The organism is Nocardioides pinisoli, from assembly GCF_024199985.1.
GTDB lineage: Bacteria > Actinomycetota > Actinomycetes > Propionibacteriales > Nocardioidaceae > Nocardioides > Nocardioides pinisoli.
Map to the genome: position 1 here is coordinate 19,064 of NZ_JANARS010000002.1, position 21,215 is coordinate 40,278.

Annotated in this window: 13 protein-coding genes and 2 tRNA genes; 14 read left to right on the forward strand and 1 reads right to left on the reverse strand. The window is 71.1% G+C overall.

Annotated elements, in window-relative coordinates:
• The first annotated feature begins 29 nt into the window (after positions 1–29).
• The 5 genes from NCI01_RS04115 to NCI01_RS04135 all read left to right on the forward strand — a co-directional run bounded on the left by NCI01_RS04115 (position 30) and on the right by NCI01_RS04135 (position 3,640).
• Positions 30–842, forward strand: coding sequence for a fumarylacetoacetate hydrolase family protein (locus NCI01_RS04115; RefSeq protein WP_254180215.1), 813 nt, complete (start codon positions 30–32; stop codon positions 840–842).
• 14 nt (positions 843–856) lie between these two features.
• Positions 857–2,323 (forward strand): glutamate--tRNA ligase, encoded by a 1,467-nt coding sequence (gene gltX, locus NCI01_RS04120; RefSeq protein WP_254180216.1) that lies wholly within the window; start codon positions 857–859, stop codon positions 2,321–2,323.
• 4 nt (positions 2,324–2,327) lie between these two features.
• Positions 2,328–3,335 (forward strand): CPBP family intramembrane glutamic endopeptidase, encoded by a 1,008-nt coding sequence (locus tag NCI01_RS04125; protein WP_254180217.1) that lies wholly within the window; start codon positions 2,328–2,330, stop codon positions 3,333–3,335.
• Between the two features lie 71 nt (positions 3,336–3,406).
• Positions 3,407–3,478 (forward strand) — tRNA-Gln (locus NCI01_RS04130).
• A gap of 89 nt (positions 3,479–3,567) precedes the next feature.
• Positions 3,568–3,640 (forward strand) — tRNA-Glu (locus NCI01_RS04135).
• Positions 3,641–3,705: 65 nt separating this feature from the next.
• Here the strand turns inward: NCI01_RS04135 and NCI01_RS04140 are convergent.
• Positions 3,706–3,864: a hypothetical protein gene (locus NCI01_RS04140; protein ID WP_254180218.1), complete on the reverse strand. Its 159-nt coding sequence runs from the start codon at positions 3,862–3,864 to the stop codon at positions 3,706–3,708.
• 172 nt (positions 3,865–4,036) lie between these two features.
• Between NCI01_RS04140 and xylB the strand changes: the two genes are divergently transcribed.
• The 9 genes from xylB (at position 4,037) to NCI01_RS04185 (ending at position 21,211) form a co-directional block, all read left to right on the forward strand.
• Positions 4,037–5,458: a xylulokinase gene (xylB, locus tag NCI01_RS04145; protein WP_254180219.1), complete on the forward strand. Its 1,422-nt coding sequence runs from the start codon at positions 4,037–4,039 to the stop codon at positions 5,456–5,458.
• Positions 5,459–5,529: 71 nt separating this feature from the next.
• Positions 5,530–6,834 (forward strand): ROK family protein, encoded by a 1,305-nt coding sequence (locus tag NCI01_RS04150; RefSeq protein ID WP_254180220.1) that lies wholly within the window; start codon positions 5,530–5,532, stop codon positions 6,832–6,834.
• On the forward strand, positions 6,831–8,342 hold the full coding sequence (locus NCI01_RS04155) for a sugar ABC transporter ATP-binding protein (RefSeq protein WP_254180221.1): 1,512 nt from the start codon (positions 6,831–6,833) through the stop codon (positions 8,340–8,342). Before NCI01_RS04150 ends, NCI01_RS04155 begins: the two co-directional genes overlap by 4 nt.
• On the forward strand, positions 8,339–9,412 hold the full coding sequence (locus NCI01_RS04160; protein WP_254180222.1) for an ABC transporter permease: 1,074 nt from the start codon (positions 8,339–8,341) through the stop codon (positions 9,410–9,412). Before NCI01_RS04155 ends, NCI01_RS04160 begins: the two co-directional genes overlap by 4 nt.
• Positions 9,413–9,535: 123 nt before the next feature.
• Positions 9,536–10,612, forward strand: a complete 1,077-nt coding sequence (locus NCI01_RS04165; RefSeq protein WP_254180223.1) for a substrate-binding domain-containing protein — start codon at positions 9,536–9,538, stop codon at positions 10,610–10,612.
• Between the two features lie 168 nt (positions 10,613–10,780).
• Positions 10,781–11,974, forward strand: a complete 1,194-nt coding sequence (locus NCI01_RS04170; protein ID WP_254180224.1) for a Gfo/Idh/MocA family protein — start codon at positions 10,781–10,783, stop codon at positions 11,972–11,974.
• Positions 11,971–13,131: a xylose isomerase gene (gene xylA / locus NCI01_RS04175; RefSeq protein ID WP_254180225.1), complete on the forward strand. Its 1,161-nt coding sequence runs from the start codon at positions 11,971–11,973 to the stop codon at positions 13,129–13,131. Before NCI01_RS04170 ends, xylA begins: the two co-directional genes overlap by 4 nt.
• Before the next feature lie 209 nt (positions 13,132–13,340).
• Entirely contained in the window at positions 13,341–19,919 is a 6,579-nt protein-coding gene (locus tag NCI01_RS04180; RefSeq protein ID WP_254180226.1) for a ThuA domain-containing protein, read from the forward strand.
• A 284-nt stretch (positions 19,920–20,203) separates the two neighbouring features.
• Positions 20,204–21,211 (forward strand): sugar phosphate isomerase/epimerase family protein, encoded by a 1,008-nt coding sequence (locus NCI01_RS04185; RefSeq protein ID WP_254180227.1) that lies wholly within the window; start codon positions 20,204–20,206, stop codon positions 21,209–21,211.
• Positions 21,212–21,215: the final 4 nt, after the last annotated feature.

Consider the following 21,215-nt stretch of genomic DNA (forward strand, 5'->3'; position numbering starts at 1 on the left):
CGCTGCTGGCCGTTGGATAGCCTCGGCGCATGCGCATCTGTCGGTTCAGCACGGGCGAGGAGCCCCGCTTCGGCGTCGTCACGGGTGAGGTCGACCAGTTCGGCCAGCCCGCCGAGGACTCGGTCGTGGTCAGCCTCGCCGGCGACCCGCTCTACGTCGGCGTCAAGCTGCTCGACGAGCAGCACAGGCTCAGCGACGTCCGCCTCCTGGCGCCGATCATCCCGCGCAGCAAGGTCGTCGGCATCGGCCGCAACTACGCCGCCCACGCCGCCGAGATGGGCCACGACCTGCCCTCGGAGCCGCTGATGTTCCTCAAGCCCAACACGGCGGTCGTCGGCCCGGGCGACCCGATCTTCTACCCGCCGCAGACCAGCGATCTGCACTACGAGGGCGAGCTCGCCGTCGTCATCGGGCGCATCTGCCGCGACGTCCCGGCCGAGCAGGCCACCGACGTGATCTTCGGCTACACCATCGCCAACGACGTGACCGCCCGCGACCTGCAGCGCTCCGACGTCCAGTTCACCCGCTCCAAGGGGTTCGACTCCTTCTGCCCCATCGGGCCGTGGATCGAGACCGACCTCGACCCGCAGGCGTTCGCCGACGGCCGCGAATTGCAGACCTACCTGAACGGCGACGTCGTGCAGGACGGCTCGACCGCCGACATGATCTTCGACGTGCCGACCCTGGTCGCCCACGTCTCGTCCGTGATGACGCTCCTGCCCGGCGACGTCATCCTCACCGGCACCCCCGAGGGTGTCGGCCCGATGCAGGTCGGTGACGAGGTCGAGATCTCGATCGCCGGCATCGGCGCCCTGACCAACCCCGTCGCCCTCCGCAGCTAGGAACCCACGAGCCCATGAGCACCCCCGTACGCGTCCGCTTCTGTCCCTCGCCCACGGGCTCGCCGCACGTGGGCCTGGTGCGCACCGCCCTGTTCAACTGGGCCTTCGCGCGCCACCACGGCGGCCAGATCGTCTTCCGGATGGAGGACACCGACAAGGAGCGCAGCACGCAGGAGTCCTACGACGCGATCCTCGAGCTGTGGCGCTGGCTCGGGCTCGACTGGGACGAGGGCATCGAGGTCGGCGGCCCGCACGGCCCCTACAAGCAGAGCGAGCGCGGTGACATCTACCGCGACGTGCTCGCCCGCCTGAGCGAGTCGTCCTACACCTACGACTGCTTCTGCCGCAACGACGAGGTCGACGCGCGGCGCAAGGCGTCGGGGTCGAAGATGCAGGGCTACGACGGCTTCTGCCGCGACCTCTCGGCCGAGCAGCGCGCCGCCTTCGAGGCCGAGGGTCGCGCGCCGATCGTGCGCTTCCGCATGCCCGACGGGTCGATCACCTGGAACGACCTGGTGCGCGGCGACATCACCTTCGAGGCCGAGAACGTGCCCGACTACGCGCTCTCGCGTGCCAACGGCGACCCGCTCTACACCCTGGTCAACCCCATCGACGACGCGATGATGGAGATCACCCACGTCCTGCGCGGCGAGGACCTGCTCTCCAGCACGCCCCGCCAGCTCGCGCTCTTCGCGGCGCTCGTCGAGCTGGGCATCGCCAAGGAGGTGCCGGCCTACGGCCACCTGCCCTACGTCATGGGGCAGGGCAACAAGAAGCTCTCCAAGCGCGACCCCGAGGCACACGCCCTGGCCTACCGCGAGCAGGGCTTCGTGCCCGAGGGCCTGCTCAACTACCTCGCGCTGCTCGGCTGGGCCATCTCCGGCGACCGCGACGTGTTCTCCATGGCCGAGATGGTCGAGGCGTTCGACATCAAGGACGTCAACCCCAACCCGGCGCGCTTCGACCTCAAGAAGGCCGAGGCCATCAACACCGCGCAGCTCCGGCTGCTCTCCGTCGAGGAGATCACCCACCGGGTGCTGCCCTTCCTCAAGGAGGCGGGTGTCGTCAGCGACCCCGTCAGCGACGCCGACGCCCAGCTGCTCGAGCTGGCGATGCCGCTGATCGCCGAGCGCATCAACAAGCTCGCCGAGGCGCCGGAGATGCTGGGCTTCCTCTTCGTCGACGAGGCCGACTTCACCCGCGACGAGGCCGACGTCGCCAAGCTGCTCGACGAGACGGGCCGCAGCGTCGTGCAGGCGGCGTACGACGCCCTCGCGGGCCTGCACGAGTGGTCGACCGCGGCCATCGAGGAGGCGCTGCGCGTGGCGCTGATCGAGGGCATGGAGCTCAAGCCTCGCGTGGCCTTCGGCCCCGTCCGCGTCGCCGTGACCGGTCGGCGGGTGAGCCCGCCGCTGTTCGAGTCGATGGAGCTGCTCGGCCGCGAGCGCAGCCTCGCGCGGCTGCAGTCGGCCCTGGCCTGACGCCGTGCCCGCACCGCTGGCCCCGGACTTCCGGCCCCGCTACCACCAGCTCCACCGGGTCGGCCGCCCCGGCGCGTGGCGATCCGTGGTGGGGGCCGTGCTGCTCCTCGTCCTGGTCTTCGCCGTGGTGCCGCTGCTCGTCGGCGGCCTCGCGTTCGTCGCGCTGCTGGCGACGGGCAGCAGCGCGCAGGAGGCGTCCGCGGTCCTCGACGTGACCGAGGAGGCGACGCCGGCCGGGCTCGCGCTGCTCAACGTCATCATCGCCGCCGCGATCCCGCTGACGTTCCTGGTGACGTGGTGGCTGCACCGCCTCAAGCCGCGCTGGGTCTCCTCGGTCGCGCCCCGGTTGCGCTGGGGCTACCTGCTGGTGTGCCTCGGCCTGTCGGTAGTGGCCTTGCTCGCCTCGCTCGGCGTCGCGCTCCTGCTGCCGGTCCAGGCCGGTGACATGCCGGCCGGCTCGGTCAACGACTTCACCACGCAGACGCGCGACTTCCTCCTCGTCATCCTGCTGCTGACGCCGCTCCAGGCCGCCGGTGAGGAGTACCTCTTCCGCGGCTACCTGACCCAGGCGTTCGGCTCGCTGGTGTGGGCCCGGCGGGCCTCGGAGACGCTCGCGGTGCTGGGCCCGGCGCTGATCTTCGCGCTGTTCCACGGGCTGTCGCAGGACTGGCCGGTCTTCTTCGACCGGTTCGCCTTCGGGGTCGTCGCCGGCATCCTCGTCATCCGCACGGGCGGTCTCGAGGCGCCGATCGCGATGCACGTCCTCAACAACTTCCTGGCCTTCGGGCTCGCCCTGGCCTTCGGCGACCTGACCACCGCGCTCAACGCGGAGGGTGGCAGCAGCTGGTGGACGATCCTGTCCACCCTGACCCAGTCGCTCGTCTACCTCGGCCTGGCGACGTGGGTGGCCAAGGCGATGGGCCTCGTCGACGCGGGACCACCCGTCGGGGGAGCGCCGCTGCCGCCCGGCGGGGACGACCCCGTTTTGGCCGGCCCGCCACCCCGCGTGTAACGTTCGGGGTCGGTTCGGCAGAGATCAACGGCCGGACCACGTGGGTGGTCGGAGACGATCCGATACCCCCATGGGGTATGGTGTAATTGGCAACACGGCTGATTCTGGTTCAGTTGTTCTAGGTTCGAGTCCTAGTACCCCAGCAAGGTCCTGGCCCTCGGGTCAGGATTTGGTGCGACACTCCGGCCCCGCTAGAGTTTCGCTCCGTTGCTCTCCGGAGCAGCATCTGCAAGCCCCCGTTGTGTAGCGGCCTAGCACGTCGCCCTCTCAAGGCGGTAGCGCCGGTTCGAATCCGGTCGGGGGTACAGCACAGGCGAGCGGCCCCTCCCAGCAGAAATGCCGGGAGGGGCCGTTCGCGCATCCAGGTGCGTCATCCATCGGACGTCCCGTGCCTCGTGCGCCAGGTGTCGCTCAGGACGACGCCCAGCGCGATCGCCAGGGCCACGGTGGGCACCTGCAGGCCGAAGTCGGCGAGGTCGTGGACGCCCGACACGGGGTCGCCGCCGAACATCGCCGTGATGCCGCGCACGCCCAGCTGCCCACGGTCAGCACGAAGAACCCACCCAGCACCAGGATGAGCCGCGGCGGGCGCCGGCGGGCCGCGTCGAGGAGGTTGGCCCCCGCGCCGAGGGCGACGCCCGCGACCACGCCGCCCTCGGTGACCGGTGGCACCCGTGGCCTGTCGGCTAGCATCCGCGCCCATGACTGACGGACCCCGGCTCGTCGCCGGCATCGACTCCTCCACCCAGTCCTGCAAGGTCGTCGTCCGCGACGCCGCCACGGGCGCGCTCGTGCGGCAGGGTCGTGCCGGCCACCCGGACGGCACCGAGGTCCATCCCGACCACTGGTGGGCGGCCCTCCAGGAGGCCGTCGCCGAGGCCGGTGGGCTCGACGACGTGGCGGCGATCAGCGTCGGCGGCCAGCAGCACGGCATGGTCTGCCTCGACGAGGACGGCGCCGTCGTGCGCCCGGCGCTGCTGTGGAACGACACGCGCTCGGCCGGGGCTGCCCGCGACCTCGTAGACGAGCTCGGGGGGCCGGAGGACGGTGGTCGCGCCTGGGCCGAGGCGGTCGGTGTCGTCCCCGTGGCGTCGTTCACCGTGACCAAGCTGCGGTGGCTTGCCGAGCACGAGCCCGAGCACGCCCGTCGTACCGCCGCGGTATGCCTGCCGCACGACTGGCTGACCTGGAAGCTGTCGGGGAGCACCGACCTCCACGACCTCACGACCGACCGGAGCGACGCCAGCGGAACGGGCTACTGGTCGGCCGCGACCGGGGACTACCGCACCGACCTCCTCGAGCGCGCCTTCGGGGTGGTGCCCCACCTGCCCCGCGTGGTCGCGCCCGGAGAGGTCGCCGGGACCGCGGGCGGCGCGGTCCTCGGCGCCGGCGCCGGTGACAACGCCGCCGCGGCGCTCGGGCTGGGAGCGGGGGAGGGTGACGTCGTCGTGTCGATCGGCACCTCCGGGGTCGTCACAGCGGTCACCGGCACCCCGGCCATCGACCCCACCGGCTCGGTGGCGGGCTTCGCCGACGCCACCGGCCTCTTCCTGCCGCTCGTCGCGACCCTCAACGGCGCGCGGGTGCTCGACGCGGCCGCCCGCCTGCTCGACGTCGACCACGACACGCTCTCGCGGCTCGCGCTCGAGGCTCCCTCGGGTGCCGGCGGCCTGGTGCTGGTGCCCTACCTCGAGGGCGAGCGCACCCCCAACCTGCCCCACGCGACAGGGTCGCTGCACGGGCTCACGCTCGCGACTGCCACCCGGCCGGCCCTCGCCCGGGCCAGCGTCGAGGGCCTGGTGTGCAGCCTCGCCGACGGCCTCGACGCGGTGGTGTCCACCGGGGTCACGCCCGAGCGCGTCCTGCTCGTCGGCGGGGCCGCCGCGTCGGAGGCGGTGCGCACGGTGGCCGCCGAGGTGCTCGGCGTCCCCGTCGACGTGCCGCCGCCGGGGGAGTACGTCGCCGACGGCGCCGCGCGGCAGGCGGCCTGGGCCCTGTCGGGCGCGGACGCACCGCCGGAGTGGGTCCGCGAGGGGACGCGTCGCTATGCCGCCGACCCCGTCCCGGCCGTGCGGGAGCGATACGCCGAGGGCCGGCCGCGGCACCTGGACCGGACCACCTGAGGTCATTGCGCCTCGACCCTTGACGTGACCACGGTCACGGACTTAGTTTGGCGGTCCGTCAAACTAACGGAGTGACCGAGGTCACATCAGGGATCGAGGACGCGATGTCGCAGGTGCGGGACGGCTGGTCGACGACCGCCACCGGAGGTGCCGACCAGGGCACCGTCCGCCGCGCGAACCTGTCGCTCGTCCTCCGCAGCCTCCGCGAGGGCGGCGCCCGGTCGCGGGCCCGGCTTGCGGCCGACCTCGGGCTCAACAAGGCCACCGTGTCCAGCCTCGTCACCGAGCTGCGCGAGCGCGGCCTGGTCCGCGAGGGCAGCGCCGAGCGCGGCGCCGTCGGGCGCCCCGGCACGATCGTCGAGGTCGACGGCGCCGGCGCCTACGGCGTGGGCGCGGAGATCAACGTCAACCACGTCTCGACCCGCGCGGTCGACCTGACCGGCGCCGTCGTGAGCGAGCGGCGTACGTCGGTCGACACCCGCGGCCTCGAGCCCGACGAGGTGGTCGACCGGCTGGTCGAGCTGCTGCAGGGCACGCTGGCCGACCTGGCCGCGCTCGGAACGGCTCCGGTGTCGGCGGTCGTCGGGGTCGCCGGCCTGGTCGACCGCGACCGCGGCAACGTCGCCGTCGCCGCCAACCTGGGGTGGCAGGGCGTCGACCTCGCCGGGCTCCTGCGTGCCAAGCTCGGTGACCCCGACTACCTCCTCGAGGTGGACAACGAGGCCAACCTGGCCGCTGTCGCCGAGGCCACCCCGGGCGACCCCGAGCGCCGCGACATCCTGGTCATCCACGGTGAGGTCGGCATCGGTGGCGGCATCGTCGCCGACGGCCGGCCGTTCCCCGGACGCCGCGGCTACGCCGGCGAGTTCGGCCACATCCTCGTCGACCCCGGCGGCGCCGTGTGCGGCTGCGGCCGCACCGGCTGCTGGGAGACCGTCATCGGCCTCAGCCACCTCATCGACCTCGCCGCCGACGGCGACGACGACCCGCTGCGCTCGCCCCTCCTCGACCTCGAGGCCAAGGTCGAGGAGATCAGCCGGCGCGCCGCTGCGGGCGACGAGCGCACCCTCGCCGCACTGAGCGAGGTCGGCCGCTGGATCGGCACCGGTGCGGCCGTCCTCACCAACGTGCTCAACCCGGGCATGATCGTGCTCTCGGGCTACCTCGGCGAGATCGGCGAGTGGATCCGCGACGAGGTCGAGGCCGAGCTCGCGGCCGGGGTCCTCGCGCCCGACGCGGGCGGCACGCGCATCGCCCTCTCCGCACTGGGCTTCTCCGCCGCGGTGCACGGCGCCGCCGCCGTCGCAATCGACCACGTCTACGACGACCCGACGCTGGTGCCTCGGGTGGTTCCCACCCTGGAGGTGATGTCATGAACGACGCCCCGCTCCTGACGATGCGCGGCATCGTCAAGCGGTTCCCCGGAGTCCTCGCCCTCGGCGGGGTCGAGCTCGAGGTCCGCGCCGGGGAGGTGCACTGCCTGCTGGGCCAGAACGGCGCCGGCAAGTCGACCCTGATCAAGGTGCTCTCCGCGAGCTACCAGCCCGACGAGGGCGAGATCCTCTGGGAGGGCAAGCCGGTCGTGCTGTCCACCCCCCAGGCGTCGATGGACCTCGGGATCTCCACGATCTACCAGGAGCTCGACCTCGTCCCCGACTTGAGCGTCGCCGAGAACATCTTCCTCGGCCACGAGCTGAGCACCGCCGGCTTCAGCCAGCGCGGGGAGACGATCCGTCGCACGCGTGAGCTGCTCGCCCGGCTCGGCCACTCCGAGATCCAGCCCACGCGCTCCGTCGGACGGCTCTCGCCCGCCGCGCAGCAGATCGTCAGCATGGCGCGCGCCCTGTCGCAGGACACCCGGCTGCTGATCCTCGACGAGCCGTCCGCCGTGCTCGACCAGGGTGAGGTCGACAACCTCTTCCGCGTCATCCGCGACCTCACGGCCGAGGGTGTCGCCGTCGTCTACATCTCCCACCGCCTCGAGGAGATCCGCCAGATCGGCGACCGGATCACCGTCCTCAAGGACGGCAGCACCGTCGCCACCGGCCTCGCCGTCGACCAGACGCCCACCAGCGACCTGATCAAGCTGATGACGGGCCGCTCCATCGAGTACGTCTTCCCGCCGCGCGGCGACGCCGGGCCGCCGACCGGCGAGCCGATCCTCGAGGTGATCGGCCTCGAGCTGCCGGGCGTCTTCACCGGCGTCGACCTGAGCGTGCGGGCGGGGGAGATCGTCGGCCTCGCCGGTCTCGTCGGCGCGGGACGTTCGGAGATCCTCGAGACCCTGTACGGCGCGCGGCGTCCGTCGGCGGGGACGGTGCGGGTCGCCGGCAAGGAGCTGCGTCGCGGCTCCGTGCCCGCCGCGGTCAAGGCCGGCGTCGGCCTCGCCCCGGAGGAGCGCAAGAGCCAGGGACTGCTGCTCGACCAGGCCATCTACAGCAACATCACCGTGTCCACGATGGGCCGCTTCAGCCGGTTCGGGCTGCTCGACAGCCGGGCCGAGCGCAAGCGCTCCGCCGAGCTCACGGAGTCCCTCGACGTCCGTCCGGCAGGGGTCGATCGCCTCGTGCGCCTCCTGTCGGGCGGCAACCAGCAGAAGGTCGTCCTGGCCAGGTGGCTGCTGCGCGAGTGCCGCGTGCTGCTCCTGGACGAGCCGACTCGAGGGGTCGACGTCGGCGCCCGCGCCGAGATCTACACCCTCGTCCGCTCACTGGCCGACTCCGGCGTCGCCGTGGTGGTCGTGTCGAGCGAGGTGGAGGAGGTGCTCGGGCTCTCGGACCGGGTCCTCGTGGTCCGTGAGGGCCGTGTCGTGCACGAAGGTCCCGCGGGGGAGATCGACGAGTCCCGGGTCCTCGACCTGGTCATGGAAGGAAAGGTCGCATGAGCGAGCAGAGCACGAGCCGGGACAGGGGGTCGGTGGAGAACACCGTCGCCCCCTCGAAGGACACGGTCACGGTGGAGCGCGCCGCCGCCGAGTCGGGCAGGGGCGGGGGAGGACTGATGAGCGGCTCGTTCGGCCGCAACCTCGGCCTCGTCGTGGCGCTGCTGCTGATCTGCGCCGCCGGCGTCGTCACCGCCGGCGACCGGTTCGCCAGCGTCGACAACCTGCTCACGGTCCTCCGCTTCGCCTCCGCGCTGGGCGTGGTGGCCATCGGGATGACCTTCGTCATCACCGGTGGCGGCATCGACCTCTCGGTCGGCGCCATCGTCGCGCTGTGCTCGGTGTGGGCCACGACGTTCGCCACCCAGACGATGGCCACGGACTCCCACTGGATCGTCATGGTGTTCGCCGCCCTGGCGGTGGGAGCCGGCTGCGGACTCGTCAACGGGGTGGTGATCGCCTACGGCAAGGTGGTCCCGTTCATCACGACGCTGGCGATGCTCGCCGCCGCCCGCGGTCTCGCCGAGATCATCTCCGAGCGGCGTACGCAGATCGTGACCGTCGACGGCTTCAAGGACTTCTTCGCCGCCGACATCCTCGGGGTGCCGCTCCTGGTCATCATCTTCGTGCTCGTCTCGATCGGCGGGTGGGTCCTCCTCAACCGCACGACGTTCGGACGGCGCACGCTCGCGGTCGGTGGCAACCCGGAGGCCGCCCGTCTGGCCGGCATCAACGTCAACCGGCACACGGTCATGCTCTACGTCCTCGTCGGTCTCTGCTGCGGCCTCGCCGCGCTGATGCTGGTGAGCCGCACGACGACCGGCAGCTCGACCCACGGCACGTTGTGGGAGCTCGATGCCATCGCGGCCGTCGTCATCGGCGGCACCCTGCTGACCGGCGGGCGCGGCACGATCGTCGGCACCGTCGTCGGCGTCCTGATCTTCGCCACGCTGGGCAACGTCTTCACCCTCAACAACCAGGACACCTCGACCCAGGCGGTCGCGAAGGGCCTCATCATCGTCGTCGCCGTGCTGCTCCAGCAGCGACTGGCACGCAACGCGAACTCGACGTAGCGGACAGGCACCAGCCCGCACGCACACCCTGCACTCGGAACCACCGCACCACCACGCCGGCACGACTCGGAGCGCCGGCCGCAGCACCGCACCCATCGAGAACACACACAAGGAGCACGACCCATGCGACTGCGCACTCCCTTCCGACGGCACCAGAGCCGCCGCTACTCCGGCCTCGTGGTCGGCGCGGTCGCCGTCCTGTCCCTCGCCGCCTGCACCGGCAGCGCCCAGGACGCCGCCGAGGACGACGACGGCGGCTCCGACTCGGCGCCGGCCGCCGCCGCGGGCAGCAACGACGAGGAAGGCGACCAGGTCACCATCGGCTTCTCGGCACCTGCCGCGGACCACGGCTGGATGGCCGCCATCACCAACAACGTCCGCGACCTCGCGGAGGAGTACCCCGACATCGACCTCCAGGTCGCGGAGGGCACCAACGACGTCAACCTGCAGATCAGCCAGGTCGAGACCTTCATCAACGACAAGGTCGACGCGATCGTGCTCCTGCCCTTCGACGGCGCCGCGATGACGCCCGTCGCGCTGAAGGCGATGGAGGCCGGCATCCCGGTCATCAACGTCGACCGCGAGTTCGACGACCCCAACGCGGCGCGCGTCACGGTGCTCGGCGACAACTACGGCATGGGCGTCTCGGCCGGTCAGTACGTCTGCGAGCAGGCCGGCGGCAACAAGGACGCCGTCGTCGCCGAGATCGCCGGCATCGACTCGCTGCCGCTGACCCAGGACCGCAGCCAGGGCTTCGAGGACGCGCTGTCCGAGTGCGGCCTCGACGTCGACGCCCGCCAGGCTGCGGAGTTCACCGTCGAGAGCGGCGAGGAGGTCGCGGCCAACCTGCTCCAGGCCGAGCCGAAGATCGACTTCCTCTGGAACCACGACGACGACCAGGGTGTCGGCGTGCTCGCCGCCATCGAGAACGCCGGCCGTGACGAGTTCACCATGATCGGTGGCGCCGGCTCGGCCAACGCCATGCGCGCGATCCAGGAGGACAGCGGCGTGCTCAAGGCGACGGTCATCTACCCGTCCACCCAGGGCGCCGACGGCGTCAAGCTCGCTCGCCTGCTGGTGCAGGACAAGGCGATGAGCGACCTCGTCGAGGTCGAGGTGCCCCGCACCGTCCAGCTCTTCGCCCCGGTCGTCACCTCGGAGAACGTCGACCAGTACATCGACTCGGCCTTCGAGTCCTGAGGCGGTCCGCGGCGGCTCCCTCCCGGGAGCCGGGAGCCGCCGCGGCCCCCCGAACCACCACCCTCACCACCCTCGACCACCACCACGCCCGGGCCCACCGCCGTCCGGCACCCGGGGCGTACGAACAGCGCCCCGACCCCGTCACCAGATCGCACACGAGGAGGTCCGATGACCACCAGCTCCGACGCCACCGACAGCACGCCCGACCTGTCGGTCGGCATGGTGGGGTACGCCTTCATGGGCGCCGCGCACTCGCACGCCTGGCGCACCGCCCACCGGTTCTTCGACCTCCCGCTCCACCCCCGCATGAGGGCCGTCGCCGGCCGTGACGCCCAGGCCGTCCGAGCCGCCGCCGACCGTCTCGGGTGGGAGTCCACCGAGACCTCGTGGCAGGCGCTCGTGGAGCGCGACGACATCGACCTCGTCGACGTCTGCACGCCGGGCCACACCCACGCCGAGATCGTCATCGCCGCCCTCGAGGCCGGCAAGCACGTCCTGTGCGAGAAGCCGCTGGCCAACAGCATCGAGGAGGCCGAGGCGATGACCCGTGCCGCCGAGGCGGCCGCGGCCTCAGGCGTCCGCGCCATGGTCGGCTTCACCTACCGCCGCGTCCCCGCGATCGCCCTGGCCCGCCAGCTCGTCGCCGAGGGCCGCCTCGGCACGCTGCACCACGTGCGCGCGCAGTACCTCCAGGACTGGATCGTCGACCCGCAGGCGCCCCTGTCGTGGCGCCTGGAGAAGGACAAGGCCGGCTCGGGCTCCCTCGGCGACATCGGGGCGCACATCATCGACATCACCCAGTACATCACCGGCGACACGATCAGCCGGGTCACCGGCCGACTGCGCACCTTCGTCGACGAGCGCCCGCTGCCCAGCGAGCACTCCGGCCTGTCCGGGACGGCCGGCTCCGGCACCGGCAAGGTGACCGTCGACGACGCCGCCACCTTCCTCGCCGACTTCCGCGGGGGAGCGATGGGCGTCTTCGAGGCGACCCGCTTCGCCTCGGGCCGCAAGAACGCCATCCGCATCGAGGTCAACGGGTCGCAGGGCAGCATCGCCTTCGACTTCGAGGACATGAACGTCCTCCACTTCTTCGACGGCACCGAGGACGCCCGCACCGCCGGCTTCCGACGGATCCTCGTCACCGAGCCGGAGCACCCCTACGTGGGCGCGTGGTGGCCCCCGGGCCACGTCATCGGTTACGAGCACGGCTTCATCCACCAGGCGGTCGACCTGGTCCGCGACATCGCGGCAGGCAACGACCCCTCCCCATCCTTTGCCGACGGACTCCAGGTGCAGCGCGTCCTGGCCGCGGTCGAGACCAGCTCTGACAACGACTCGTGGCAGGAGATCCCCGCATGAACGACTACACCCCGACCCCTGACGACAAGTTCTCGTTCGGCCTCTGGACGGTGGGCTGGCAGGGCACCGACGTGTTCGGGCCCAGCTCCCGCGCGCTGCTCGACCCCGTCGACGCCACCTACAAGCTCGCCGAGCTGGGCGCGGCCGCCGTGACCTTCCACGACGACGACCTCGTGCCCGACGACGACCAGCGCGACGCGGTGCTCGAGCGCTTCGAGAAGGCGCTGTCCGACACCGGCCTCGCCGTCGAGATGGTGACCACCAACCTCTTCGGCCACCCGGTCTTCAAGGAGGGCGCGCTCACTGCCAACAACCGCGAGGTGCGGCGCTACGCGCTCGCCAAGGCGCTGCGCAACATCGACCTGGCCGCGTCCCTGGGCGCGAAGACCTTCGTGCTGTGGGGCGGCCGCGAGGGTGCCGAGCACGGCGCCGCGAAGGACGTGCAGGCCGCGCTCGACCGCTACAGCGAGTCGCTCAACCTGCTCTGTGCCTACGTCAAGGAGCAGGGCTACGACATGCGGTTCGCCCTCGAGCCCAAGCCCAACGAGCCGCGCGGCGACATCCTGCTCCCGACGATCGGCCACGCGCTGGCGCTGATCGCCGAGCTCGACGACCCCGACATGGTGGGGCTCAACCCCGAGGTGGGCCACGAGGAGATGGCCGGGCTCAACTTCGCCCACGGCATCAGCCAGGCGCTGTGGCACGACAAGCTCTTCCACGTCGACCTCAACGGCCAGCACGGCCCCCGCTTCGACCAGGACCTGCGCTTCGGCGCGGGCAACGTGCGCGGCGCCTTCTGGACCGTCGACGCCCTGCTCGGTGCAGGCACGGGCAAGGCCTACGACGGCTACGTGCACTTCGACTTCAAGCCCCCGCGCGCCGAGGCCGAGGACGGCGTCTGGGAGTCCGCCCGTGGGTGCATGCGCAACTACCTGATCCTGCGCGACAAGGTGCAGGCCTTCCGCGCCGACCCCGACGTCGTCGCGGCGCTCGAGGCGGCCGAGGTCGGCACGCTGCGCACCCCGACCCTCGGCGAGGGGGAGTCGCTCGCCGACCTCCGCGCGGCGTCGTACGACGTCGAGGGGCTCGGCGCGCGCAGCGTCGGCCAGGAGGCGCTCGACCAGCTCGCCCTCGAGCACCTGATGGGCGTGCGCTGAGGAGACCCCGAGGCCCGGCGGGCGCCGAACCCGCCGGGCCCACCCGGTCCACCCGGACCGATCCCTGACCAGACCCCCCGACCCGACCACCCGTTCCCCGCACGACCGCACCACCGCACGACCGCACGACCGCACGACAAGGGCCGAACGCCCGGGGACCCGCCCCGGACCTGATGGAGCGCACATCCGTCACCACAGAAGGGATCGTGATGAACAGACTCATCACGCGACTGCAGAGGCGCTCCCGCGTCGCGGTCGGCTCCACCATGGCCTTGATCGTGTCGCTGCCCCTGGGCGCGACCATCGGGCTGGCCTCCGCGGCCTCCGCGGCGCCGAGCACCGAGCTCTCCGCCGCCACCTCCTCCGACGACCGGACCGCCTCCGACAGGACCGGCAAGAACCAGAAGAAGACCGAGGCAGAGAGCACGCTGGGTGACGCGGTCCCGTGGACCGCCGACCCGAAGGCGTCCGCCGCCGCCGCGGCCGAGGAGTCGTTCGACGCGCTCCTGTTCTCCAAGACCGCCGCGTTCCGACACTCCAACATCGACGAGGCGACCACCGCCATCCAGACGCTGGCTGCCGACAACAACTTCACGGTGACGGCGACCGAGGACAGCTCGGCCTTCAACGACGCCAACCTCGAGCAGTACGAGGTCGTCATCTTCCTCTCGACGACCGGTGACGTGCTGAACGCGACGGAGCAGGCGGCCTTCGAGCGCTACATCCAGGCAGGTGGCGGCTACGCGGGCATCCACGCGGCCTCCGACACCGAGTACGACTGGCCGTGGTACGGCCAGCTCGTGGGCGCCTACTTCAACAACCACCCGGCGGGCACCCCCACCGCGACCGTCAAGGTCGAGGACCCGGCCCACGCCTCCACGCACGGCATCGAGCCGCGCTGGCAGCGCACCGACGAGTGGTACAACTTCCGCACCAACCCGGCCGCCAACCCCCGCACCAAGCTCCACGTGCTGGCGTCGCTGGACGAGACGACGTACGCCCCGGGCGGCGGTGCGATGGGGGCCGAGCACCCGATCGCGTGGTGCCAGGACTACGACGGCGGCCGCAGCTGGTACACCGGGATGGGCCACACCGAGGCCTCCTTCGTCGACCCCAAGTTCCTCGGCCACATCCTCGGTGGCATCCAGACCGCCGCGGGCGTCGTGGACTCCGACTGCAAGGCAACCCTGACCTCCAGCTTCGAGAAGGTCGCTCTCGACGAGAACACCTCGAACCCCATGGAGCTCGCGATCGCCGAGGACGGCCGGGTGTTCTACATCGACCGCAACGGCGCCGTGCGCATCATCAAGCCCAACGGCACGGTCGTGACGGCCGGCACCATCCCGGTCTACACCGGTCAGGAGTTCGGTCTGCTGGGCATCGCCCTGGACCCCGACTTCGCCACCAACAACCACGTCTTCCTCTACTTCTCCCCGACGGGCACCGCGGCGACGGACCGCATCTCGCGCTTCACCATGTCGGGCGACACGCTGCAGCTGAGCTCCGAGGTGAAGATCCTCGACGTCCCGACACAGCGTGACCAGTGCTGCCACGCGGGCGGCTCGATGGAGTTCGACAACGACGGGAACCTCTACCTCGCCACCGGCGACAACACCAACCCGTTCGACTCCGGCGGCTACACCCCGATCGACGAGCGTCCCGACCGCAGCGCGTGGGACGCCCAGCGCACCTCGGGCAACACCAACAGCCTCAACGGCAAGGTGCTGCGCATCCGGCCCTCCGCCGACGGCGGCTACACCGTCCCGGCCGGCAACCTCTTCCCGCCCGGTACGGAGAAGACGCGGCCCGAGATCTACGCCATGGGCTTCCGCAACCCGTTCCGCATCGGCCTCGACGAGCAGAACAACAACATCCTCGTCGCCGACTACGGTCCCGACGCCGGCTCGGTGAGCGCCACCCGGGGCCCCAACGGCCGCGTCGAGTGGAACATCCTGGACGAGCCGGGCAACTACGGCTGGCCCTACTGCGTCGGCAACAACACGCCCTACAACGACTACAACTTCGCGACCAGCACCGCGGGTGCTGCGTTCAACTGTGACGCGCCGGTCAACGACTCGCCCAACAACACGGGTCTGACCAACCTGCCGGCGGCGAAGCCTGCCGTCATCTGGCAGAGCAACAACGGCTCGATCACCGGCACCCCGGAGATCGGGGCCAGCGGCGCGCCGATGACCTCCGGCACCTACGACTACGACCCCGACCTGGCGTCGGACCGCAAGTGGCCGGAGTACTTCGACCGGAAGGCGATCTGGGCCGACTGGAACAACAGCCGGCTGTTCACGGTGCAGGTGAACCAGGACGGCACCAACTACACCGACATCAACCGGCTCCTCTCGACGCTGCCGATGGTCCGTCCGCACGCGCTCCAGTTCGGCCCGGACGGCGCCCTCTACATGATCGAGTGGGGAAGCGGCTTCAACGGCAACAACTCCGACTCCGGCGTCTACCGGATCGACTACGTCGAGGGCAACCGTGCCCCGGTCGCGCGGGCGAGCGCCGACAAGACGTCCGGTGCCGCACCGCTGACGGTGCAGTTCGACGGGAGCACGTCCTTCGACGCCGACACGGGTGACGCCACGGGCCTCACCTATGCGTGGGACTTCGACAGCGACGGCACGGTCGACGCCACGACGGCGAAGGCCAGCCACACCTACACGACGGCGGGCAACTTCACCGCCAAGCTGACGGTGACCGACGCCGACGGCCGCACGGGCTCGACCAACATCGACATCACCGCGGGCAACACCGCACCGACCGTCGAGCTGGTCCTGCCGAAGGACGGGGGCTTCTTCGACTTCGGCGACTACGTGGAGTACGAGGTCAAGGTCACCGACCCCGAGGACGGGACGATCGACTGCAGCAAGGTCGTCGTGCAGCCCGGCCTCGGACACGACCAGCACTCGCACGACTACGAGCAGTACCAGGGCTGCACCGGCACCCTGGCGCTGCCCGGTGACACCGGCCACTCGGGTGCCAACATCTTCGGCACCATCAAGGCGACCTACACCGACAAGGGCGCCGGCGTCGCCGGTGCGCTGACGGGCGTCGACGGCATCGTCCTCCACACCAAGCACAAGGAGGCCGAGTTCTTCGACAAGACCGGTCGGGTGGGCACAGGTGCCGGCACGGCCGGCGTCACGACCCAGACGACCACCGACACCGGCGGCGGCCTCAACGTCACCGGCGTCGAGACCGGTGACTGGTTCGCCTGGGACGTCATGAACCTCACCGGGATCGCCGGGGTGACCATGCGGGCCGCCTCCACGACGGCCGGCGCCACCTTCGAGGTGCGTCAGGGCTCGCCCACGGGCACCGCGATCGGGACCCTGGCGGTGCCGAACACCGGTGGCGCGCAGACCTACCAGAACGTCTCGACGACGTTCACGGGTGCGACGACGACCAGCGAGCCGCTGTACTTCGTCGCCACCACGGGTGGCGCCAACGTCAACTGGCTCGAGTTCAACGGCCGCGGCGTCACCGACAACCAGCCGCCCACGGTGGCCATCAACGCCAGCACGACCTCGGGCGAGGTGCCCCTGCCGGTCCAGTTCACGAGCACCGTGACGGACCCGGACGGTGACACCCCGGTCACGTATGCCTGGAAGTTCGGCGACGGCGAGGCCTCGACCTCCACCCAGGCCAACCCCAGCCACACCTACACCGCTCCGGGCAAGTACGTGGTCTCGCTGACGGTCACCGACGCGCGGGGGGCCAAGACCACCCGCACGACGGAGATCACGGCGACGGCCGCCAAGGACATCTGCTTCAGCGGACGCTCCGACGACTTCGTGGGCAACGCCCTCGACACCGAGCGCTGGAACAGGAGCGTCCGGGTGAACCAGTCGCTCACCGTGGCGGACGGGACGCTCAACATCCCGATCACCAACGCCGACATCTACCAGACCACGAACACCGCGCCGAACATCGTCCTGCAGGACCTGCCGGCGGGGGCGTTCGAGGTCACGACGAAGGTCACGCTGCCTGCCGTCCGCGGCTACCAGCAGGGCGGCCTGATCGTCTACGGCGATGACAACAACTACCTCAAGCTCGTCTACTCCGGTCGTTCCACGGCCGCGGCGGGCAGCAAGGCGGCCAACGTCATCCAGTTCGCCAAGGAGGTCAACAGCACGGCGTCGGAGTCCAACTCCACGGCGCTCGGCGCGACCTTCCCCGACACCGTGTGGCTGCGGATGACGAGCACCGACGGCAACGTCGTCACTCCCACCTACAGCACCGACGGGGCCACCTGGCTCCCGATCACGACGGCCAACGGGACGGCCGCCCCGCGCGACCTGACCGGCATCACCGCACCGAAGGTCGGCCTGCTCGCCCTCGGCAGCACGGCTGCGGCCGCGGCTGACAACATCACCGCGGAGTTCGACTACTTCACCATCACCCCCGACGACACCGCTGTCGACTGCACCCCGCCGTGCCTCGCGGAGGACTTCGACGGCAACGCGCTCGACTCGGACTGGACGACGGTCCGCCCCAGCGGCAACCTCACGGTGTCGGGCGGCTCGGTGAAGATCCCGATGGAGGCCACCGACCTCTACCAGACCACGAACACCGCTCGTGACCTGGTGCTGACGGACCTCCCCGACGGCCCGTTCGTGGCGACCACCAAGGTCACCGCGCCCATCAACCGGTCCTACCAGTCGGCAGGACTGCTCATCTACGGAGACGACGACAACTACCTCAAGCACGTGTTCCAGGGCCGCAGCGCCGACCCGAACGCGGCGTCCAACATCATCCAGACGGCGCGGGAGACCGCCGCCACTGCCGTCGAGACCAACACGCCGGGCCTCGGGGCGAGCTTCCCGACGACGGTCTGGCTGCGGCTGACCAGCGAGGACGGCGACGAGGTCCTCGGCAGCTACAGCACCGACGGCGAGTCGTGGACGGACATGTCCGGTGGCTACAGCATCGCCGACATCACCGACCCGAAGATCGGCCTCCTCTCCGCCGCCAACCAGTCGGGCGGAGCCGGGATCACGGCGAGCTTCGACTTCTTCACCCTCGGTGAGGACGACACCTGCGAGCCGGGTGGCGAGGAGCCGGGCGACACCACCGACCCGGAGGTCGAGGCCGCCGTCACCGGCGACACGACCAAGACGGTCACCATCACCGCCACCGACGACTCGGGTGCGGCGACCATCGAGTACCGGATCGACGACGCCACGACGTGGGAGACCTACACCGCGCCGCTGACCTTCGACGAGCCCGGCACCTACGTCGTGCACTACCGCGCCACCGACGCGGCGGGCAACCGCGCGACCGGCGAGGTCGAGGTCGTCGTACCGGCCGAGGAGCCGGACGACACCACGGCGCCGGAGGTCGGTGCCACGGTTCTCGGCTCCTACGCCGGTGAGCTGGTCGACCAGGCCAGCAGCGGCGTCAGCGGCGAGGCCACGATGGTCTCGGCGCCCGACGGTGACGGCTACACCACCACGGTGCAGCTCGAGCTCGCGGGCCTCGACCCCGAGGAGGACTACGAGTCCCACCTGCACGTCGGCACGACGTGCGGCGGGTTCGAGGGTCACTACCGTGACGACCCGGACGGTGCGGGGACCCCGCCCAACGAGCTGTGGCCGACCAACCCCGGATGGGACCCCGAGTCGGGCGACGCCCGGATCGAGGCCGAGGCCGACGGCACGTCCTACGCGGAGGCCACCGTCGCGTGGGCACCGCGCATCGAGGGCGGCATCCTGGCCCTGCACCGGGGCGGTGCCATCATCGGGTGCATCGACCTCGAGCTGACCGGGGCCGGCACCGTGGTCCTGGACGCCTCGGACGACGTCGAGGTCGCCTCGCTCACCTACACGGTGGACGGCGGCGCCGAGACCGACTACGACGGTCCGTTCGAGATCTCCGAGCCCGGCGAGCACGTGGTGGCCTACACGGCGACCGACGCTGCGGGCAACGAGACGACCGGTGACTTCGAGGTCGTGGTCCCGAAGGGCGACGACCCCGACCCGGAGCCCGAGCCCGAGCCGGGTGCCAAGCCGACGGTCACCCTGACCACGACGCCGGCTGCCGCCAACGGTCGCAGCAACTGGTTCACCTCGCCGGTCACGGTCACCCTCGCGGGTGCCGGCGGTGAGGGGAAGCTGGTCGTGGAGTACCGCATCGACAACGGCCCCTGGACGGCGTACACCGCGCCGTTCCAGGTCACCGGTGACGGCATCACCCGGGTCCAGGCCCGGGCGACCGACGCCGCCGGCAAGACCTCGGCGATCGAGACGACCACCATCAAGATGGACGCCACGGCGCCCACGGTGACGGTCGCCGGCATCGCCGACGGGGCCGGGCTCGACGTGTCCGCGGTCCGCACGGCTCGCGTGGCGGTCGCGGACGCGACGTCCGGAGCGGCCCGGGAGGTCGTCCGGCTCGACGGCAAGGTGGTCGACGCACCCGTACGCCTCGACGCGATGTCGCTGCGGCCGGGCCGGCACCTCCTGGAGGTCACCGCCGTCGACGAGGCCGGCAACCAGGCCTCGCAGACGGTCCGCTTCCGGGTGCTCGCGCCGACCCACGGCAAGGCCCGCAAGCTCGTCGACCGGCTCGACGACGAGGGCGCCGTCGGCCCCAGGCTCGCCACCAAGCTCAAGAAGGAGCTGAAGGCGGCCAAGCAGGCCGAGAAGCGCAAGGACGTGCGAGAGGCCCTGCGGTCGCTCAAGCGCTTCTCCAAGCTCGCCAAGCGCGTCGACGACAAGGAGGTGAGGCTCGCACTCAAGCGCCTGTCGCGCACGCTGAAGTCGCAGCTGTAGGCGCCGGTCCGAGCACAAGACGTCCGACGTCGGACGGCTCGGCCACCACGTCACCCCCGGGTGAGGTGAACCGGCGCGTACGCAGGATCGGCCCTGCGTGCGAGCCGGAGGCCGGGCCCCCGGCCGGGCGGGGGTGGCGCCGCGAGGCGCCGCCCGCAAGCGGCCGGTGCCGGGACACGGCGCTCCGTCCCGGCACCGGTCCGCGCCGCCGACAGGCAACCGGACGAACCGCACCACCCGCACCACCAGCCGAAATGCACCACCACTACACCTGAGGAGCACACATGCCACGCCCCGTCACCCTGTTCACCGGCCAGTGGGCCGACCTGCCGTTCGAGGAGATGTGCAAGCTCGCCTCCGGCTGGGGCTACGACGGCCTCGAGCTGGCCTGCTGGGGCGACCACTTCGACCCGTGGGCAGCGGTCGAGGACGAGTCCTACGTCCCCGCCAAGCTGGAGATGCTGAAGAAGTACGACCTGCAGGTCTTCGCCATCAGCAACCACCTCAAGGGCCAGGCGGTCTGCGACGACCCGATCGACGCCCGCCACCGCGACATCCTCCCGGACCGCATCTGGGGCGACGGTGACGCCGAGGGCGTGCGCCAGCGCGCCGCGGAGGAGATGAAGATGACCGCGCGGGCCGCGCGCAAGCTCGGGGTCGACGTCGTCGTCGGCTTCACCGGGTCGTCGATCTGGAAGTACGTCGCGATGTTCCCGCCGGCCTCCCAGGCCCTCGTCGACGCCGGCTACCAGGACTTCGCCGACCGGTGGAACCCGATCCTCGACGTCTTCGACAGCGAGGGCGTGAAATTCGCCCACGAGGTGCACCCCTCCGAGATCGCCTACGACTACTGGACCACCGTGGCCGCGCTCGAGGCGATCGACCACCGCGAGGCCTTCGGCCTCAACTGGGACCCGTCGCACTTCGTCTGGCAGGACCTCGACCCGGTCGGCTTCCTGTGGGACTTCAAGGACCGGATCTACCACGTCGACTGCAAGGACGCGAAGAAGCAGGTCGGCAACGGCCGCAACGGTCGGATGGGCTCCCACCTGGCATGGGCCGACCCCCGCCGCGGGTGGGACTTCGTGTCGACCGGCCACGGCGACGTGCCGTGGGAGGCGTGCTTCCGGATGCTCAACACGATCGGCTACGACGGCCCCATCTCGGTGGAGTGGGAGGACGCCGGCATGGACCGCCTCGTCGGTGCTCCGGAGGCGCTGGAGTTCGTGCGGCGCCTGGCCTTCGACGCACCGACCGCCGCCTTCGACGCCGCCTTCTCGACCTCGTCCTGACGGC

Bases quoted from the DNA above. Each gene is read 5' to 3' on its own strand.
- NCI01_RS04115 (WP_254180215.1), top strand. From the start codon at position 30: ATGCGCATCTGTCGGTTCAGCACGGGCGAGGAGCCCCGCTTCGGCGTC.
- gltX (WP_254180216.1), top strand. From the start codon at position 857: ATGAGCACCCCCGTACGCGTCCGCTTCTGTCCCTCGCCCACGGGCTCG.
- xylB (WP_254180219.1), top strand. From the start codon at position 4,037: ATGACTGACGGACCCCGGCTCGTCGCCGGCATCGACTCCTCCACCCAG.
- NCI01_RS04155 (WP_254180221.1), top strand. From the start codon at position 6,831: ATGAACGACGCCCCGCTCCTGACGATGCGCGGCATCGTCAAGCGGTTC.
- NCI01_RS04160 (WP_254180222.1), top strand. From the start codon at position 8,339: ATGAGCGAGCAGAGCACGAGCCGGGACAGGGGGTCGGTGGAGAACACC.
- NCI01_RS04165 (WP_254180223.1), top strand. From the start codon at position 9,536: ATGCGACTGCGCACTCCCTTCCGACGGCACCAGAGCCGCCGCTACTCC.
- NCI01_RS04170 (WP_254180224.1), top strand. From the start codon at position 10,781: ATGACCACCAGCTCCGACGCCACCGACAGCACGCCCGACCTGTCGGTC.
- xylA (WP_254180225.1), top strand. From the start codon at position 11,971: ATGAACGACTACACCCCGACCCCTGACGACAAGTTCTCGTTCGGCCTC.
- NCI01_RS04180 (WP_254180226.1), top strand. From the start codon at position 13,341: ATGAACAGACTCATCACGCGACTGCAGAGGCGCTCCCGCGTCGCGGTC.
- NCI01_RS04185 (WP_254180227.1), top strand. From the start codon at position 20,204: ATGCCACGCCCCGTCACCCTGTTCACCGGCCAGTGGGCCGACCTGCCG.